Origin of the sequence: Pseudomonas sp. GM33 (assembly GCF_000282295.1) — a bacterium.
GTDB classification, from domain to species: Bacteria; Pseudomonadota; Gammaproteobacteria; order Pseudomonadales; family Pseudomonadaceae; genus Aquipseudomonas; species Aquipseudomonas laurylsulfatiphila.
The window spans coordinates 54,436-69,800 of sequence record NZ_AKJO01000081.1; the positions used below are offsets into that span (position 1 = coordinate 54,436).

Annotated in this window: 17 protein-coding genes; 10 read left to right on the forward strand and 7 right to left on the reverse strand. The window is 61.2% G+C overall.

Annotated elements, in window-relative coordinates; genetic code table 11:
- Positions 1-89 precede the first annotated feature (89 nt).
- The 3 genes from PMI26_RS15785 (at position 90) to PMI26_RS15775 (ending at position 1,891) form a co-directional block, all read left to right on the forward strand.
- The gene (locus PMI26_RS15785) at positions 90-752 is read left to right on the forward strand and encodes a LysE family translocator (RefSeq protein ID WP_007974489.1); all 663 of its coding nucleotides are present in this window, start codon (positions 90-92) and stop codon (positions 750-752) included.
- 66 nt (positions 753-818) lie between these two features.
- Positions 819-1,304, forward strand: coding sequence for a GyrI-like domain-containing protein (locus tag PMI26_RS15780; RefSeq protein WP_007974491.1), 486 nt, complete (start codon positions 819-821; stop codon positions 1,302-1,304).
- Positions 1,305-1,402: 98 nt separating this feature from the next.
- Complete coding sequence (locus PMI26_RS15775) at positions 1,403-1,891, forward strand: GNAT family N-acetyltransferase (RefSeq protein ID WP_007974493.1); 489 nt, start codon at positions 1,403-1,405, stop codon at positions 1,889-1,891.
- A gap of 136 nt (positions 1,892-2,027) precedes the next feature.
- Here the strand turns inward: PMI26_RS15775 and PMI26_RS15770 are convergent, their stop codons facing one another.
- Positions 2,028-2,513: a GNAT family N-acetyltransferase gene (locus PMI26_RS15770; RefSeq protein WP_007974496.1), complete on the reverse strand. Its 486-nt coding sequence runs from the start codon at positions 2,511-2,513 to the stop codon at positions 2,028-2,030.
- 141 nt (positions 2,514-2,654) lie between these two features.
- Here PMI26_RS15770 and PMI26_RS15765 point away from each other — a divergent pair, with 141 nt between their 5' ends.
- The 3 genes from PMI26_RS15765 to PMI26_RS15755 all read left to right on the forward strand — a co-directional run bounded on the left by PMI26_RS15765 (position 2,655) and on the right by PMI26_RS15755 (position 4,728).
- Positions 2,655-3,080 (forward strand): YybH family protein, encoded by a 426-nt coding sequence (locus tag PMI26_RS15765; protein ID WP_007974498.1) that lies wholly within the window; start codon positions 2,655-2,657, stop codon positions 3,078-3,080.
- Positions 3,081-3,146: 66 nt separating this feature from the next.
- Entirely contained in the window at positions 3,147-3,491 is a 345-nt protein-coding gene (locus PMI26_RS15760; protein ID WP_007974501.1) for a YciI family protein, read from the forward strand.
- Position 3,492: 1 nt separating this feature from the next.
- Positions 3,493-4,728 (forward strand): RNA polymerase sigma factor, encoded by a 1,236-nt coding sequence (locus PMI26_RS15755; protein WP_007974504.1) that lies wholly within the window; start codon positions 3,493-3,495, stop codon positions 4,726-4,728.
- Between the two features lie 124 nt (positions 4,729-4,852).
- Here the strand turns inward: PMI26_RS15755 and PMI26_RS15750 are convergent, their stop codons facing one another.
- Complete coding sequence (locus PMI26_RS15750; protein WP_007974505.1) at positions 4,853-5,707, reverse strand: LysR family transcriptional regulator; 855 nt, start codon at positions 5,705-5,707, stop codon at positions 4,853-4,855.
- A 90-nt stretch (positions 5,708-5,797) separates the two neighbouring features.
- Between PMI26_RS15750 and PMI26_RS15745 the strand changes: the two genes are divergently transcribed.
- Positions 5,798-6,229: a multidrug/biocide efflux PACE transporter gene (locus PMI26_RS15745; protein ID WP_007974506.1), complete on the forward strand. Its 432-nt coding sequence runs from the start codon at positions 5,798-5,800 to the stop codon at positions 6,227-6,229.
- Positions 6,230-6,395: 166 nt separating this feature from the next.
- On the opposite strand, the gene PMI26_RS15740 is transcribed toward PMI26_RS15745, so the two are convergent.
- Complete coding sequence (locus PMI26_RS15740) at positions 6,396-7,154, reverse strand: SDR family NAD(P)-dependent oxidoreductase (protein WP_007974507.1); 759 nt, start codon at positions 7,152-7,154, stop codon at positions 6,396-6,398.
- Positions 7,155-7,276: 122 nt separating this feature from the next.
- Here PMI26_RS15740 and PMI26_RS15735 point away from each other — a divergent pair, with 122 nt between their 5' ends.
- Positions 7,277-8,173, forward strand: coding sequence for a LysR family transcriptional regulator (locus tag PMI26_RS15735; protein WP_007974508.1), 897 nt, complete (start codon positions 7,277-7,279; stop codon positions 8,171-8,173).
- A gap of 122 nt (positions 8,174-8,295) precedes the next feature.
- On the opposite strand, the gene PMI26_RS15730 is transcribed toward PMI26_RS15735, so the two are convergent.
- On the reverse strand, positions 8,296-9,906 hold the full coding sequence (locus tag PMI26_RS15730; protein WP_007974509.1) for an inorganic phosphate transporter: 1,611 nt from the start codon (positions 9,904-9,906) through the stop codon (positions 8,296-8,298).
- A 229-nt stretch (positions 9,907-10,135) separates the two neighbouring features.
- Complete coding sequence (locus PMI26_RS15725) at positions 10,136-11,158, reverse strand: transporter (RefSeq protein WP_007974510.1); 1,023 nt, start codon at positions 11,156-11,158, stop codon at positions 10,136-10,138.
- A gap of 272 nt (positions 11,159-11,430) precedes the next feature.
- On the opposite strand from PMI26_RS15725, the gene PMI26_RS15720 reads away from it, so the two are divergent.
- Complete coding sequence (locus tag PMI26_RS15720) at positions 11,431-13,056, forward strand: methyl-accepting chemotaxis protein (protein ID WP_007974511.1); 1,626 nt, start codon at positions 11,431-11,433, stop codon at positions 13,054-13,056.
- A 52-nt stretch (positions 13,057-13,108) separates the two neighbouring features.
- Here PMI26_RS15720 and PMI26_RS15715 read toward each other — a convergent pair whose 3' ends face one another.
- Both PMI26_RS15715 and PMI26_RS15710 read right to left on the reverse strand, forming a co-directional pair.
- Entirely contained in the window at positions 13,109-13,414 is a 306-nt protein-coding gene (locus tag PMI26_RS15715; RefSeq protein WP_007974512.1) for a PepSY domain-containing protein, read from the reverse strand.
- A 248-nt stretch (positions 13,415-13,662) separates the two neighbouring features.
- Positions 13,663-14,787, reverse strand: a complete 1,125-nt coding sequence (locus PMI26_RS15710) for a glycerophosphodiester phosphodiesterase (protein ID WP_007974514.1) — start codon at positions 14,785-14,787, stop codon at positions 13,663-13,665.
- Between the two features lie 211 nt (positions 14,788-14,998).
- Between PMI26_RS15710 and PMI26_RS15705 the strand changes: the two genes are divergently transcribed.
- Positions 14,999-15,325 carry a DUF2025 family protein gene (locus PMI26_RS15705; protein ID WP_007974516.1) on the forward strand — a complete coding sequence of 109 codons (327 nt, stop codon included), beginning with the start codon at positions 14,999-15,001 and terminating at the stop codon, positions 15,323-15,325.
- The last annotated feature ends 40 nt before the right edge of the window (positions 15,326-15,365 follow it).

A 15,365-nucleotide genomic window follows, 5' to 3' on the forward strand; every position in this document is an offset into this window, starting at 1 on the left:
ACTGCGGTGACCTGAGGCGGAATGTAAGGGCTGGTGTGGCAGACTGTCCAGCCTCAAAGTAAACAAATTTTTCCGAAGGATAGGGTTCGATGGAATTTACCAGCGGCTTCTTGCTGAGCCTTTCGCTGTGCCTGGATATCGGCGTGGCCAACATCGCGATGATCACCCTGGCCATGCAGCGCGGCTATTTCCAGGGCTTTGCCCTGGGCCTGGGGACCTGCGTCGGCGACCTGATCTACGCGGTACTGGCGCTGGCTGGCATGACCGTGTTGCTGCAGTACGAAACCGTGCGCTGGGTGTTGTGGATCGGTGGCTCGGCGCTGCTGGTGTATTTCGCGGCGAAGATGATCTATTCGGCGATTCACCACGAAGCGGTGCTGGCGCAATCGGCCGAGGTGGGGCAGAACTCCCATCGCAAGGAGTTCTTTCGCGGGATCTTCCTGGCCATGTCGTCGCCCAGTGCGATTCTCTGGTTCGCCGCCGTGGGTGGCACGCTGATCGCCCGTTCCGGTGGCGGTGGCGCCCTCAGCTCAGCGCTGTTTCTCGGCGGTTTTCTCTGCGCGGGGATTCTCTGGTGTGTCGGGCTGTGCTTTGCCGCGAGCCACGGCGGCAAGTTGCTCGGCGACAAGTTGCTGCGTTATTCCTACATGGCATCGGCGGCGATCTTCTGCTATTTCGCGGTCTACGTGATTCTATCGGGTTACAACGAGTTTGTTGGCGCCGGTGCGGTCGAGCCGTTGCACGCCCTGTAACTGGGCGAATCGGGTTTGGCTTCTATACTCCCAGCCGAACCCACTTTTAAGCGCAGGAGTCGAGTCATGGATGAGCAAACACGCGTCGAGGTGACGGAGCCCCGTTTCGAACACGGACACTTTCTGCTGATCGCAGGACTTGGCGAACGATTTACCCAAGAGACAGTAAAAGGCATTCCCGAACTCTGGGATAAATTCATTCCCCACATCGGTAAAGTTCCGGGCCAGAAAGGCGAAGTCACCTACGGCGTCTGCTGCAATTTCGACGGCAAGGGCGGCTTCGATTACATCGCCGGGGTCGAGATCAGCAAGCTCGATGACTTGCCGGAAACCTACCGTTGGGTAGAACTTCAGCCTCAGCACTACGTGGTATTCGAACACAAGGGACCGCTGGACACCCTGCCGCAAACCTTCCAGTACATCCATGGCACGTGGCTGCCGCAGTCCGGCCACGAGCTATTGGCGGCGCCGGAGTTCGAGCGTTACAGCGAAGACTTCAACCCCAAGCTCAACACCGGCAAGCTGGAACTCTGGCTGCCAATCAAGGCATGACACCTGCCGCGAGAGGCGGATCAGCCGATTCGTCTCTCGATGTCCCACGGCGGCTGATTTATCATCCCCAGCCTTTCCCATGCTGATCCCGAGCCGCCATGAACACCGTCATCCGCAACGTCACCCCCGCCGATCTGGACCGCTGCTTTGCTATCGAAACCCTTGCCTATGAAGGTGACGAAGCCGCGACCCGCGAGAAGATCGCCACCCGCATCGCCACCTGGCCCGAGGGGTTTATCGTCGGCGAGGTTGACGGGGTCGTCGCCGGTTTCATCAACTCCGGTGCGGCGTTTCAGGTGGAAATGTCGGACGAAGCGTTCAAGGAACTGATCGGCCACGATCCGGCCGGGCCGCATGTGGTGATCATGTCGGTGGTGGTGCACCCGGATTATCAGGGGCAGGGCCTGGCCAAGCTTTTGATGGGCGAATTCATCGAGCGTATGCGTGCGATGGGCAAGGTCAGCATCAACCTGATGTGCAAGGAGCGGCATATTCCGTTGTATGCCGGGTTCGGTTTTGCCTACGTCAAACCGTCGGCGTCGGACCATGGCGGCATGGCGTGGCATGAGATGGTGCTGGAACTCTGACCCGACATAGATCCTCTGTGGGAGCGAGCTTGCTCGCGATGGCGGCGTAACATTCAACAAAGATGTCGACTGATCATCCGCTATCGCGAGCAAGCTCGCTCCCACAGTGGTTTTGTGGTGTTGGTGGGGGCCGTGTTCAAAACACCAACCCCATCCGCCGCTCATAACCGATCCTGCCCTTGTACGCCTCGCCGCTGTCGACAAAGCCGAACCTTTCGTACAGGGCAATGGCGGCCGCGTTGTCGGCATCCACCGACAGCTCCAGCCCCCGGATTTCCGGCCAGGCCAGGCGTGCCGCCTCCGGCAGCGCCTGCAGGCAGGCCTTGCCGTAGCCTTTGCCCTGGGCGCGTTGATCGACTTGCAATGCATGCAGCGTGGCGCTGTGTTCATTGGCCCACGCAGGCAATACGGGTGGGCGTTTGAGCAGCAGGAAGGCCACGGGAATGTCTTCGGCCAGCAGGGCAAATCCTTTGACCCCCGGGCCGGGCCTGGACAGCAAGGTGTGCAATGCACCGTGGATATCACCGGAGAACTTTATTTGCTCCGGATGTACTTCGATGGCCTCGACCTGTTGGCGCTGCTGCGCATTCAGGCTTTCGTAAGGCACGAGTCGGGCTGTCACGGGAGTGTCCTTTTTCCAACATGAATAGAACCTCGGATTCTAGCGATTCTGGCCGTTTGGATTATTTTTATTTGTTCTGTCGATTCGCCGGATCGCCAGACGACTAAGGGTGTCTTCCAATAAAAACCACGGAGAACCACCATGAACTCGCAAACCCAGATACAGAACCTCATCGAGAACTACCGTCAGGCGGTCATGGCCAAGGACATTGAAAAAGTCATGGCTCTGTATGCCGATGACATCGTCTCCTTCGACGCGGTCAAGGCCCTGCAATTCAAGGGCAAGCCGGCGTACCGCGCACATTGGCAGGCCTGCATGGAAATGTGCCCCGGCCCGCACATTTTCGAATTCCACGAAATCACCATCGAGCCGTCCCAGGAGATCGCTTTCGCTCACTGGCTGGCCCATTGCGGTGGCACCAACGACAAGGGCGAAACCCAGGCTTGCTGGATGCGTGTCTCGCAGTGCTATCGACAGGAAGCCGGGCTGTGGCAGATCGTCCACGAACATTGGTCGGCGCCGTTCGACATGACCAGCGGCGCGACGCTGTTCGACCTCAAGCCCTGATCGTCGGGAAGCCGAGCCAGAATGCCAGTCAGCGACCATAGTTGATCGTTCGATAAGGAGAGCGTGATGAAGTACCTATGCCTGGTCTACAGCGATGAGCGCCTGCTGCATTCGCTGCCGGAAAGCCCGAAGGACGAAGAGTGCATGGCCTATGCCGAGTCGATCCAGGGCAGTGGCCGGATGGTCGCCGCCGAGGCGCTGGAGTCGGTGCAGACGGCCACTACCGTGCGCATGCGCAACGGCAAGCTGTCGATCACCGATGGTCCATTCGCTGAAACCAAGGAGCAGTTGGCCGGCTTTTACCTGATCGATGCCAAGGACCTCAACGAAGCCATCCAGGTCGCCGGGAACATTCCGGCGGCCCGGGTCGGCAGTGTCGAAGTGCGCCCCGTTCGGCAGTTGAATCCTTAAGATGCCAGGGCTGCCGGTTCAGGCGCAGGTCGAGCGGGTCTATCGCGAAGAGTCGCGGCGCATTCTTGCGACCCTGATTCGTTTGCTCGGTGATTTCGACCTCGCCGAGGAGGCCTTGCACGAGGCGTTTTTCATCGCGGTTGAACGCTGGCAGCGTGACGGCGTGCCGGACAATCCGCGGGCCTGGCTGGTGTCCGCCGGGCGCTTCAAGGCCATCGATGCCTTGCGCCGGCGCGCCCGCTTTGCCGCGTCGCAGCCCTTGCTGATCGCACAGCTGGAGGCGCTGGAACAGGCAGACTGGAGTGATGAAGACGTGGAAGACGATCGCCTGCGGCTGATCTTCACTTGCTGCCACCCGGCCCTGGCGGCGGACGCGCAAGTGCCGCTGACGCTGCGGGAAGTCTGTGACCTGACCACGGAAGAAATCGCCCGGGCCTTTCTCTCGGCCCCGGCCACCATCGCCCAGCGCATCGTGCGCGCCAAGGCGAAGATCCGCGACGCGAAAATCCCTTATCAAGTGCCGACGCTGGCTGAGTTGCCCGAGCGCCTGGACAGCGTATTACGGGTGATCTATCTGGTGTTCAACGAGGGCTACTCGGCATCCATCGGTGCCGAACTGGTCCGCGAGGACTTGACCCGCGAGGCGATCCGTCTCGGCCGGTTACTGGTGGAGTTGTTGCCGGAGCCGGAGGTCATGGGCTTGCTGGCGTTGATGCTGCTGCACGAGTCGCGACGCCCGGCCAGGACTTCGGCGAGCGGCGAGCTGATTGTGCTGGACGAGCAGGACCGTTCGTTGTGGGACGCCGGCTTGATCACTGAAGGCTGCGCGCTGATCGAGCACGCGTTGGGCTTGGGGCGATTCGGGTCCTATTGCCTGCAAGCGGCCATCGCGGCAGTGCATGCCGAAGCCTCGACGGCGGGGGAAACCGATTGGCCGCAGATTGTCGGCCTGTATGACGTGCTGCTGCGGGCGGTGCCGTCGCCGGTGATCGAGTTGAATCGTGCGGCGGCGATTTCCCAACGCGATGGACCGCAGGCGGGGCTGACGCTGGTCGACGCCATTCTGGCGCGGGGCGAACTGCTGGATTACCACCTGGCGCATTCGGCGCGGGCGGAGTTTTGTCGGCAACTGGGTCGCAAGCAAGAGGCGCGGGCGGCGTGGGAACGGGCACTGGCGTTGACCCGGCAGGAGCCGGAGCGGCGGTTTATCGAGGCGCGGCTCAAGGCACTGGATTGATGCGGCTGTACTGGCCTCATCGCGAGCAAGCTCGCTCCCACAGGGGCAGTGGTGCACATAAGTTTTGTGACCGACACAATAACCTGTGGGAGCGAGCTTGAACGCGATAAGGGCCGAAGGACCTTCATTCCAGCATCTTGCCCAGCAACCAGCTCCCCGCCGGCCCCGGCGGATTGAGCCGCGACCACAACGCATCCACCGACACCGTTTTCGGCCAGCCGCGCACCACCAGTTCCTGCAAGGTGCCGGGCCCGAAGCGCTCCACCAGCCAGCGGGGCAACGGCGCCCAGCCGAATCCGCCCTGGGCCATTTCCAGCAGCATCAGATAACTCGGCGCCGACCAGACGCGGCCCTTCGCCCGACTTTCATAGGGATTGATGATGGTCGCCAGGCGCAGTTCGCGGTGTAGCTGCAATACGTCCTGATCGACGTCGTCCAGCCTTGCCAGCGGGTGGGTAGGGGACACGAACAGGGCGATTTCCGTGCGCTCGTCCACCGTCGAACTGACCAGATCCGGCGGGTAGCTGTCCTGCATTTCGGCGAAGGCAATCTGCGCCCGGCCGCTTTGCACCAGCGACACCAGGTCATCGCATTCGGCGATCAGGCATTCGAGTTCAAGGTCCGGGTAACGCTGCTCGAAGGCACTGAGCGACGCCTCGAAACGGTCCGATTGATAGGTGTCGGACAGCGCCACCGTCAGCTTCGCTTCCACCCCTTGGGACAGTTGGCGGGCGGTCATTTCCAGACGACTGCTGGCGGCCAGGATGTCTTCGGCCCGTTGCAGCATGACGCGCCCGGCCGGGGTCAGCCCGGGCTTGCGGCTGCTGCGGTCGAACAATGTCAGGTTGAGGTCGATTTCCAGGCTGGCCACCGCCGCACTGATGGTCGACTGACTGCGGCCCAGCTTGCGCGCCGCGGCGGAAAACGAGCCTTGGGTCGCGGCTTCGACAAACGCCAGCAACACTTCGTGAGAGGCCATGAACTATCGCCTTGGTCGATGGTTATTGGTTATGAAGTATCGGTGTAATGACAGATCATGGCAACCACAGTCACTCAAGGGAGTACGGCCATGAGCGCCAACAAATCCATTACTGAACGTATTTTCCAAGCCATCGGTTTCGAACTGCTGGCCATCCTGATCTGTACTCCGCTGCTGGCCTGGATCATGAAGAAACCAATGCTGGAAATGGGCATGGTCACCGTCCTTATCGCCGCCCTGGCCCTGGCCTGGAACGTGGTCTTCAACGGTATGTTCGACCGGGTGCTCAAGCGCCTCGCCATCGCCCACAACGCCTGGGTCCGCGTGGTCCATGCGCTGTTGTTCGAAGGCGGTCTGGTCGCGCTTGGCGTGCCGCTGATTGCCTGGTGGCTGAATGTCAGCCTGTGGCAGGCGTTCCTGCTGGATATCGGCGTGTTGCTGTTCTTCCTGCCATACACCTACGTGTACCACTGGGTGTATGACGTGGTTCGGGAGCGGGTGGTCGTGCGCCAGGTTTGCTGAATGAGTTTGAACCAGGCTTTTTGTGGCGAGGGGGCTTGTCGGATCGCCGCACCGCCCCGTTCGGCTGCGAAGCAGTCGCAAAAAGCTTGGGACCGCTTCGCGCTCCAACGGGGGCAAGCCCCCTCGCCACAGGGATTGTGTTTGGCCTGATGTTTAACCGTAAGCCTTACAAAAACATCCCCCCCGACGCCTCGATGCGCTGGCCATTGATCCACTGGCTGCCCGGCGCCAGCAGCAGCGCAATCGCGGCGCCGATGTCATCCGGCAAACCGGCGCGACCCAGGGCGGTGTTGTTCGCCACCAGGGTGTTCAACCCGGGGTTGTCGCGCACGGCGCCACCGCCGAAATCGGTTTCAATCGCGCCGGGTGCGAGGATATTCACCGCGATGTTGCGCGCACCGAGTTCCTTGGCCTGGTAGCGGGTCAACACTTCCATCGCGCCTTTCATCGCCGCGTAGGCGCTGTGGCCCGGCAGGCTGAAACGGGTCAGGCCACTGGAAATGTTGATGATGCGCCCGCCGTCATTGAGCAATGGCAACAAGCTCTGCGTGAGGAAAAACGGCCCCTTGAATTGGATGTTCACCAACTGGTCGAACTGCTCGACGGTGGTGTCGACGAAGTTGGCGTGCAGGCCGATCCCGGCGTTGTTGATCAGAAAATCGAAACCCTCGCGCTCGAAGTGGCTGTGCAGGACCTTTGTGACTTCGCTGGCGAAGGCACTGAAGCTTTCACTGCGGGCAACGTCCAGTTGCAGCATGACGGCGCGACCACCCAGGCTTTCAATCTCGGCCACCAGTGCCTGGGCCTCATCGGCGCGGCTGTTGTAGGTGCCGATGATGTCGATGCCTTGGGCGACCAGATGCAGGGCTGCGTTTTTGCCGAGGCCGCGGCTGGCGCCGGTGATCAGTGCGATTTTACGGTTCATGGGACTTCCTCAGGTGCAGTGGGCGGTTGATGTGAGGAAGTTTATTTATTCGGGCAGGGGTGATAAACAGAGTGAAAGCGGAATCACTGGTCGGATAATACGAACAATAAAAGAGCGGGCTGATGAACAAACTGGAACTGTTGCGCACCTTTGTCCGGGTCAGCGAGATGTCGAGTTTTACCCTCGCCGGAGAAAGTCTGGGGCTGCCCAGATCAACGGTGTCCGAGCATGTGCAGGCGCTGGAGGCATTGCTCGGTACTCGGCTGTTGCAACGCACCACGCGCAAGGTCCAGGCGACCCAGGATGGCCTGGTGCTGTATGAGCGCAGCAAGGACCTGCTGTCACACATGGACGAAATCGAGGGTTTGTTTCGCCAGGACGAAGCATCGCTGGTGGGGCGCATTCGCATCGACCTGCCGAACATTCTCGCCCGTCGCGTGATCATGCCGCGCCTGCCGGCGTTCATGGCACAGCACCCGCTGCTTGAGCTGGAAATCAGCAGCACCGACCGCCGGGTCGATCTGCTCGCCGAAGGGTTCGATTGCGTGCTGCGCATCGGCGCCCAGCCGGACCAATCGGTGGTGGCGCGACACCTGTGTGACTTCACCATGGTCAATTGCGCCAGCCCTGCGTATCTGCAGCGCTATGGCGTGCCCGAGCGACTGGAGGATCTGGCGCGGCATCGGCTGGTGCATTACGTCGGCGTTTTGGGTGCGCGTTCGGAAGGCTTTGTGTACGTCGACAAGGGGCAGGTGCGGCGACTGCCGATGGCCGGCAGTGTCACGGTCAACAGCACCGATGCCTATGAGGCCGCCTGCCTGGGTGGTTTCGGCCTGATTCAGGCGCCGAGAATGGGCATGCAGCAATACCTGCAAAGCGGTGAACTGGTCGAGGTGTTGTCGCCGTTCAATGCGCCGTCCATGGAGGCGTCGCTGCTCTATGCCCGGCAGCGGCATTTGCCGTTGCGGGTGAGGGTGTTCATGGATTGGCTGGGGGAAGTGATCCGCTCGGAAACCTGAGACCGACCCGGGGTCCCTGTGGGAGCGAGCTTGCTCGCGATGGCGGTGGTTCAGTCAACAGTGATGTTGAATGTGATGACCTCATCGCGAGCAAGCTCGCTCCCACAGGGGTATTGCGGTGTTTAGAACAATTGGGTGAACAACCAGTACAGGCTGCCCGACAGCAGGATCGCCGCCGGCAAGGTCAGTACCCAGGCCATCAGCAGGTTGCGGATGGTCTTCATCTGCAGGCCGCCGCCGTTGGCGACCATGGTCCCGGCCACGCCCGAGGACAGCACGTGGGTGGTCGACACCGGCAGGCCGAACATGTCGGCGGCGCCGATGGTCAGCATCGCCACGGTTTCCGCCGAGGCGCCCTGGGCGTAGGTCAGGTGGGTCTTGCCGATTTTCTCGCCGACGGTTACCACGATGCGTTTCCAGCCGACCATGGTGCCCAGGCCCAGGGCTATGGCCACGGCAATCTTCACCCACAACGGAATGAAGCGCGTGGAGTTGTCGATCTGTTGCTTGAACAGTTGCAGCTTGCCGCTGGTGTCGGCGTCGAAATTGCCGACCTTGTTCTTGTCCATCAGGCGAATGGTTTCGCTGGTCAGGTACATGTCGTTACGCACGTTGCCCACGGCCTCGGCCGGGACTTTCGACAGTGAACCGTAACCCTTGACCTGGGCGCCGATGCTGCCAGTCAGTGCAGCGAGCGCCGGCACCAGTTGCGGGGTCGCTTCCTTGCTGCGCACGTATTCGGACAGCACAGGGCGCGGGTCGGCAGGCGCTGGCAGGGGGGCCGCCTTGACCAAGGCTTGCTGGGTGACTTCGGCGACCGCGGCGAACTGCAAGGCCTGATCGGCCGGCATGGTGCGGTTCAATGCGTAAGCCATGGGCAGTGTGCCCACCAGAATCAGCATGATCAGGCCCATGCCTTTCTGGCCGTCGTTCGAGCCGTGGGCAAAGGACACACCAGTGCAGGTGACGATCAACAGGCCGCGAATCCACCATGGCGGCGGGGTCTCGCCCTTGGGCTCCTTGTACAGCGCACGATTCTTGACGAACGCGCGCAGGGCCAGCAACAGCAACGCGGCGCAGCCGAAGCCGACCAGGGGCGAGAGCAGCAGCGCGTAACCGATCTTGGTGGCTTGCGCCCAGTCCACGCCGCTGGTGCCGTCGCGGCCGTGCATCAGGGCGTTGGCCACGCCGACACCGATGATCGAGCCGATCAGGGTGTGCGAGGACGACGCCGGCAGCCCCAGCCACCAGGTGCCGAGGTTCCACAGGATCGCGGCGATCAGCAGGGCGAAGATCATCGCGAAACCGGCGGACGAGCCGACTTGCAGGATCAGCTCCACGGGCAGCAGGGCGATAATGCCGAACGCCACCGCGCCGCTGGACAGCAACACCCCGAGGAAGTTGAAGAAGCCGGACCAGACCACCGCCACGTTCGGCGGCAGCGAGTGGGTGTAGATCACCGTGGCCACCGCGTTGGCGGTGTCATGGAAGCCGTTGACGAACTCAAAGCCCAGGGCGATCAAGAGCGCCACGCCGAGCAGCAGGAACGGCGTCCAGGTGGTGACCACCGTGCCGAGTTCGTTCATGTCGTGCATCAGGCTGTAGGCGGTAAACAACAAGCCGATGGCCAGCACGGCAAAAAACACCACGAGGGTGATCAGGCCGGGCTTCTTGTCGAGTTGCGGTCTGGCGCTACTGGCCGGTGCCGGGGCGGTGAAGGAGGGCGTAGCCATCACGGACATTCCTGAGGAGGGAGGTGTACCGGTGATAATCGTTGCTAATTGTTACAGGGAGACTGCTTTGGATCAGTGTTTGGTTTTTTGCAGGGCCGCTGATCTGGAATCGAGCGCTGAACCCTGTGGGAGCGAGCTTGCTCGCGATGACGGTCTTTCATTCAACATCTCTGTTGGCTGACAGGGCCTCATCGCGAGCAAGCTCGCTCCCACAGGTTTTCGGACAGACTCAATAATCCTGCTGCTTGCGAAACGCCCAGCGCCCGGCAATCAGGGTAAAGGTCGCGACCAGCGCCACCAGGATCCAGAAACCTTCCGGGTCACCGGCCAGCGGAATGCCGCCGACGTTCATGCCGAAGAAACCGGCGATGATGTTGATCGGCAGCGCCAGCACCGTCACCACTGTCAGGGTGAACAGCGTGCGGTTGGTCTGTTCGTTGATGTTGGCGGCGATCTCTTCCTGCAACAGCTTGATCCGCTCACCCAGCGCCGTGAGGTCGTTGATGATCAGCGCAAACTCCTCGGTGGATTTGCGCAGCTCCTTCACGTCTTCCTTTTGCAGCCATTGCGGCGGCCGGTTGAGCAGGCGCAGCAATGAACCTGGCTCCAGCGCCAGCAGCCGTTGCAAACGCACCAGCACCCGGCGATTGGCGCCCAGCTCGGCGCGGTTGGTCGACAGGCGCGAGGAGAGCAACTCGTCTTCGATCTGGTCCACGCTCTGGCTGGTCTTGCGCACGATCTGGGTCAGTACTTCACCCTGGTCGCGCAGCAGATGCACCAGCAGCTCCAGCGGAGAGCGAAAGCATTCCCGGGCCTTCACCGACGAGCGCAACTTGTCCACCGAGTGCAGCGGCTGCAGGCGGGCGCTGATGATCAGCCGGCTGCGGGCGCACACCCACAAGGTCGAGACATCCGACGAGACCAGGTTGCTGAGGTTGAACACCACGTCGTTGACCACCGCCAGCAACGCGGAGTCGACATGCTCGATGCGCGTCGAGCGCGAGCCTTCGTGCAGCGCTTCGAAAAATTCCTCGGGCAATTCCAGGTGGCTTTTCATCCAGCGCTCGCACGCGGCATGGGCGAGGTTCAGGTGCAGCCAGAGAAACTGTTCGTCGCTCTCCGGTTGTTGCAGGTACTGCAAGGCTTCGGCGGAGTTGATTTCCCGACCGGCCTCACCGGGGCGAAAACTGAAACCGTAGAGCAGGCCGAACAGATCCGTGTCGCGATGGCTTTGATCGATGCTGTGGTTCATGAGGACTCGCAAGGGGAGGCGCCTGTCGCGTGTTTTACAGGTTCACTTGAGCGGCATCATCGCAAGCCGGGATGACGTTTTTGTGACGGGAAAATAACGCAAACGATTGCTCTACCGATGGTCGGTTTTTTCTAAAGAACCGCTCTGGCACGCCGATCACGCTTGGGTTAAGTTGCGCGCCGCAGGCCGCGACCGAGACCGCAGACAGGGATGTCCGGACACCTTTCACGCCTTTTTTTGGCGTGCCTCATTCCTGTCATGAGTACCCTTCGATGCTTTTGCAAAAGTCCTTGAGAGCACAAATTCTCGCCCTGCTGAGTGGCAGCCTGCTGGCGATGCTGTTGATCGCCCTGGCGTGCTTTCATTTCCTGTCCAGTGGCGTGAAGAGCTACGCCAATCTGATCGAGGGCCCGCTGCATACCTCGCAATTGATCGATGAAGCCAACCTGCAATTCAAGGTGCAGGTGCAAGAGTGGAAAAACGTCTTGTTGCGCGGCAAGCAACCGGCGGACTTGAGCAAGTACTGGGGGCAATTCGAAGACCGTCAGCGTGATGTGCAAAACATCCTCGGCGAGCTGGCCGCGCAGAAGGGCATCGAGCCGTCATTCAAGAACCGCATCGAGCACTTGCGTGACGAACATCGTCAGTTGGGCGCGGCGTATCAAAAGGGGCGGGACGCCTTCGTGGCCGCCGGTGGTGATCCGACGGCGGGCGATACCGCGGTCAAAGGCGTAGACCGCGCGACCAGTGATCAGATGAGCGAACTGGTCAGCGAGCTGCGCAAGCAAGGCGCCGAGCAGTCGACGCTGATTAGCACCGCCGCCGATCGCACGGTGCTGCTGGGGCTGGTCGTGATGCTGGTGTCGGGGTTGTTGATCGGCCTGCTGAGCCTGTGGCTGGTCAACCGCCACCTGGTCGAGCCGATTCGCAAACTGATCGACTACGTGGCGCAACTCAGCCAGGGGCGCCTTGCCGAGCGCGTAGCCAGCACCCGTCAGGACGAATTGGGCAAACTGGCGATCGCCGCCAACACCCTGCGCGATTTCCTCGCCGAAACCTTCAGCCGATTGCAGCGCAGCGCGTCGGACCTGGACAGCGCCAGCGGTGAGTTGAACTCGATCGCCACCGTGATGGCCGGCGGTACCAACGAGCAGTTCAATCGCACCGATCAGGTGGCCACGGCGATGAACGAAATGTCCGCCACCGCGCAGGAAGTGGCGCGTCATGCTGCCGAAGCGGCGCGGGCCGCCGACGATGCCGACCAGTCCGCCCAGCAGGGCGAAAAAGTCATGCAGGGCACCATCCACACCATCACCCAAATGCGTGGCGAAATCGCCAACACCGCCACGGTCATCCGCCAACTGGAAACCGACAGCGGGCGCATCGGCAAGGTCCTGGAAGTGATTCGCGGCATCGCCGAGCAGACCAACCTGCTGGCGCTCAACGCAGCCATCGAAGCGGCCCGCGCCGGAGAGGCCGGGCGCGGTTTCGCCGTGGTGGCCGATGAAGTGCGCAGCCTGGCCCAGCGCACGGCGGAGTCGATCATCGAGATCAACCAGATCATTCAAACCGTGCAGACCGGCGCAATCGAAGCGGCCCAGGCGATTGAAAGCGGTCAGTCGCGCAGCGAGGAAAGCGTGCAGCAGGTGACCGAGGCCGGCGCCATGCTCGAACGCATCACCCTGGCGGTGGAAGCCATCCGCGACATGAACCGCCAGATCGCCACCGCAGCGGAAGAGCAGACCTCGGTGGCCGAAGACATCTCGCGCAACCTCACCGAGATCACCAGCATCGCCAGCACCAACTTGGACAACGTGCAGCGCACTGAAGCGGCCAGCACCAACCTGCATGGTTTGTCGGGGCAGTTGAATGAGGTGACGGCGCGCCTGAGCGCTTAAACGCAAAAAGCCGCACGATCGTCAGAGCGTGCGGCTTTTGTGAGTGTTGTGATTACTTGTCTTGCTTGTTTTTCAGGACCTTGCCGTTAGAGGCATCGATGTCCACATCCCACTCGACGTTCTTGGCGTCGCGCAACTCGATCTCATACTCGTAACCGTTGAAATGGTTATCCAGCTCGGTTTTGGTGATCGTGGCGCCTGGGTGCAGATCCAGAGCGATCTTGTTCAGATCTTCCAGGGGCTTGATCTTGCCGTCCTTGACCAGTTGCGGGATCTCATCCACGCGCACGTCGGCCTGGGCCAGACCGGCAGTGAGGGTCAGGGTTGCAGCGGTAAACAAAGCAGTCAGAGTCTTCATGGGCTTCTTTCCTTGGGTGATCTGTTCAAGTGAGATCAGGTTATCTTTTGTAACTTAAGCCACCCTTAAAACCCTCTACATGTCCTGCATCAATTCCTGCTGGACTGTGCCCGAACATACAAACACAAATACATAACCTGTGGGAGCGGGCTTGCTCGCGAATGCGGAGTGTCAGTCAACGTGGATGTTGAAGCTGATGGCCCTTTCGCGAGCAAGCCCGCTCCCACAGGGTTTTGCGCGACTCTGGATCAGTAGCCGTTGTTCTGTAGCACCTGCGCCACACTCGCCGCCGGACGTTTATAGAACTTCAACAGCTCGCTGGCGCGGTTGGTGAAAATGCCGTCGACGCCGGCGTCCATGACTTTCTGGTAGTCCACCGCATCGTCGATGGTGTAGACGTGTACCAGCAGGCCCTGATCGTGGGTGTACTGGTTCATCCAGGGTTGCACCAGGTCCGAGTAGCTCTGGTCGCCACCCAGGGTCAGTGCGGCGGACGGGCCGGTACCGATGGCGCCCTGGGCCTTGGCGTAGTCGACCCAGCGCTGGAATTCGGCTTTGTCCTTCGGTTGCTGTTTGGCGTAGTAAGCGGCTTTATCTTTTTCGCCGGATTCGGCAAAGGTCACCTTGGACTTGGGCTCGATACTGCCTTCACCGACCCACAGCAGCAGGATCTTCGGCACCTTCGGCATTTCCTTTTGCAGCAGTTCGAGACTGCTCTTCTCGAAGGTCTGCAGGACCACCTTGCCGTTGCCCTGGCCAACCGCCAGCTGGGTTTTCGCCGGTGTCGAGTCGCTCGGGTTCAGCCAGCCACGGGCCTGGAGTTTTTCCTTGAGGTCGTGTTCGATGCCGGGAAACTGCTTGGGCTCCTTGGTCTCGATGTACAGTCCGGGCTTGTGCTGGGTGCTGCCCTCGGCGATGTCGATGATTTCATCAAGGGTCAGAATCTTCAGGCCGGCGAAGGCGGGACGCGCGCGATCCGGGTAGGCGGCATTGAACCAGCTGCCCGCATCCAGGGTTTTCAGCTCGGCCATGCTGAAGGCATTGGCAGGGCTGTCCTTGCGCTCGGGGAATTTGCTGGCGACGTCGGTCGTGCGTTGCAGGTTGTTGTCGTGAAGGGCGAACAGTACGCCGTCCTTGCTGCGCTGCAGATCCAGTTCCAGGTAGTCGGCGCCCAGGTCGCGGGCCGTCTTGTAGGCCGCGGCGGTGGATTCCGGTGCATCGAAAGACGCGCCACGGTGGGCAATCACAGCAGGGTGCGGAATGCCCAAACGGGCAGCCAGTTCCGTGGGACCGGGTTCGCTGGCGGCCTGTGCCTGGCCGAGGCCTAGCAGCAGGCTCAACAACAGGGCGCTTTTAGTGAAGGTTGCGGGCATGGTCGAGATCCTTTCGCAATGAGTGAGCGGTCCCTTTTAACAACTCATCTTTGCGGGCGCTATCGCGAGACCGACATAAATCTGCTTGAAGCTGATTTTCGTCAGCGTTTTTGTGCGCCCGTTTGCAGTACGCTGGGGCCCTGAAATTTCCCCGGCAGAGGGAAACGCAGGCCCTGCGTGTAAACCAACGATCACCATTGCGGGGTTTACCATGCGCATCACTTCCCAGCTCATCTGCCAGGCGGCCGACCAACTCAAAGGCTTCGTCGGCCTCAACCGCAAGACCGGCCACTACCTAGTGCGCTTCAGCGAAGACTCATTCGGCATGGACGTGGCGGATGACGGCATCATCCCGACCAGCGAGTTCGTCTGGGGTGCGGGGCCCGGGCAGGCCATGACGCTCAAGCGTGAGTTGATCCAGTTGTTGCTGGACCAGAATATTGATGACCGGATCAACATCACCGAGCCTTTGCGGGTGTACATGAATCGGCGGGAAGTGCCGGAGATATCGGCGGTTCGCAGTCGGGTTCAGGGTTGAGTTTTTGTGGTGACTGTTCGGGCCTCTTCGCGGGCAAGCT

Excerpts from the sequence above, each read along its gene's own strand:
- PMI26_RS15785 (WP_007974489.1), top strand. The coding sequence starts at position 90 with ATGGAATTTACCAGCGGCTTCTTGCTGAGCCTTTCGCTGTGCCTGGAT.
- PMI26_RS15780 (WP_007974491.1), top strand. The coding sequence starts at position 819 with ATGGATGAGCAAACACGCGTCGAGGTGACGGAGCCCCGTTTCGAACAC.
- PMI26_RS15775 (WP_007974493.1), top strand. The coding sequence starts at position 1,403 with ATGAACACCGTCATCCGCAACGTCACCCCCGCCGATCTGGACCGCTGC.
- PMI26_RS15765 (WP_007974498.1), top strand. The coding sequence starts at position 2,655 with ATGAACTCGCAAACCCAGATACAGAACCTCATCGAGAACTACCGTCAG.
- PMI26_RS15760 (WP_007974501.1), top strand. The coding sequence starts at position 3,147 with ATGAAGTACCTATGCCTGGTCTACAGCGATGAGCGCCTGCTGCATTCG.
- PMI26_RS15755 (WP_007974504.1), top strand. The coding sequence starts at position 3,493 with ATGCCAGGGCTGCCGGTTCAGGCGCAGGTCGAGCGGGTCTATCGCGAA.
- PMI26_RS15750 (WP_007974505.1), bottom strand. The coding sequence starts at position 5,707 with ATGGCCTCTCACGAAGTGTTGCTGGCGTTTGTCGAAGCCGCGACCCAA.
- PMI26_RS15745 (WP_007974506.1), top strand. The coding sequence starts at position 5,798 with ATGAGCGCCAACAAATCCATTACTGAACGTATTTTCCAAGCCATCGGT.
- PMI26_RS15740 (WP_007974507.1), bottom strand. The coding sequence starts at position 7,154 with ATGAACCGTAAAATCGCACTGATCACCGGCGCCAGCCGCGGCCTCGGC.
- PMI26_RS15735 (WP_007974508.1), top strand. The coding sequence starts at position 7,277 with ATGAACAAACTGGAACTGTTGCGCACCTTTGTCCGGGTCAGCGAGATG.
- PMI26_RS15730 (WP_007974509.1), bottom strand. The coding sequence starts at position 9,906 with ATGGCTACGCCCTCCTTCACCGCCCCGGCACCGGCCAGTAGCGCCAGA.
- PMI26_RS15725 (WP_007974510.1), bottom strand. The coding sequence starts at position 11,158 with ATGAACCACAGCATCGATCAAAGCCATCGCGACACGGATCTGTTCGGC.
- PMI26_RS15720 (WP_007974511.1), top strand. The coding sequence starts at position 11,431 with ATGCTTTTGCAAAAGTCCTTGAGAGCACAAATTCTCGCCCTGCTGAGT.
- PMI26_RS15715 (WP_007974512.1), bottom strand. The coding sequence starts at position 13,414 with ATGAAGACTCTGACTGCTTTGTTTACCGCTGCAACCCTGACCCTCACT.
- PMI26_RS15710 (WP_007974514.1), bottom strand. The coding sequence starts at position 14,787 with ATGCCCGCAACCTTCACTAAAAGCGCCCTGTTGTTGAGCCTGCTGCTA.
- PMI26_RS15705 (WP_007974516.1), top strand. The coding sequence starts at position 14,999 with ATGCGCATCACTTCCCAGCTCATCTGCCAGGCGGCCGACCAACTCAAA.